Origin of the sequence: Micromonospora sp. NPDC047620 (assembly GCF_043205005.1) — a bacterium.
In the GTDB taxonomy this organism is placed as follows: Bacteria; Actinomycetota; Actinomycetes; order Mycobacteriales; family Micromonosporaceae; genus Micromonospora.
On record NZ_JBIDDG010000177.1, the window covers coordinates 1 to 1,107 of the forward strand.

The following is a 1,107-nucleotide window of genomic DNA, read 5'->3' on the forward strand; positions in this document are numbered from 1 at the left end:
CCCAACACATAAGCGATACGACCCGAGGCAACACTGGCCGCACCACCGGTCAACCCATAACCCTCCACCTGAGCACCGGCCTCACCCAACCGAGGCCCGTACTCCTGCGCCACGACACCGACGAAGACACCCGCCGGCGAGCCTCGCAAAGAGTCAGGCGCAATGCCGGCGCGTTCCAGGGCCTCCCACGAAACCTCCAGAAGCAGCCGCTGCTGCGGATCCATCGCGAGCGCTTCGCGCGGCGAAATACCGAACAACTCCGCGTCGAAGTCCGCGGCGGAGTCAATGAACCCACCGACCCGGGCGAAGGAGCCGTCGACCGTCCAACCACGGTCGACCGGAAAATCCCCGACGACATCACGGCCCTCGACAACGACCCGCCACAAATCCTCAGGCGAATCCACCCCACCCGGAAAACGACACGCCATACCGACGATCGCGAGAGGGGCGTCGACCGGTGCGGCGGTCGTGGACGCGGGCGGCACGGGGTCGACGGCGGCTGATGTGCCGCCCAGCCGGTCGGTGAGGTGGGCGGCGAGCGCGGCCACCGTGGGATGGTCGAAGACCACGGATGCCGGCAGCGTGGTACCGACCAGGAGACCGAGCCGGTTGCGCAGCTCGATGGCGGTGAGTGAGTCGAAGCCGAGCTCCTTGAGCGGGCGGTCGACGTCAACGCTGTCGCCGGTGGCGAAGCCGAGAACGGTGGCGACGTTCGAGCGGACCAGGCCCAGCAGGATGCGGTACCGATCGGCGGGGTCGAGCCCGGCCAGCTCGTCGCTCGGGGTCGCCGGGGCGCCGCCCGCAGCGGTGTGCTCGGCGCGACGGCGCGCGCGGCCGGCGCCGGCGGTGTCGGTAACGAGTCCGCGCAGGATGGCGGGCACAGGCTCCCCGGCGCCGGGGGTCAGGTTGAGGTCGGCGGCGACGACGGCGGGGTGGTGCCCGCCGATCGCGGCGTCGAGCAGGGCGAGTGCGTCGGTTGTGGGCATTGCTCGGACGGCGGCCCGGTCGAGGCGGGCGCGGTCGCGGTGTTGTAGGTGGGCGGTCATGCCGGTGGTGTGTTCCCACAGTCCCCAGGCGATGGACGTGGCCGGCAGACCGGCCCGCTGC

1 protein-coding gene is annotated in these 1,107 nt (G+C 71.2%); it reads right to left on the reverse strand.

Annotation, left to right across the window (positions count from 1 at the left end):
- Nucleotides 1-881 (reverse strand): type I polyketide synthase (locus ACGF5C_RS35075; protein WP_393308762.1); only part of this gene is annotated, 881 nt, incomplete at its 3' end.
- Nucleotides 882-1,107: the final 226 nt, after the last annotated feature.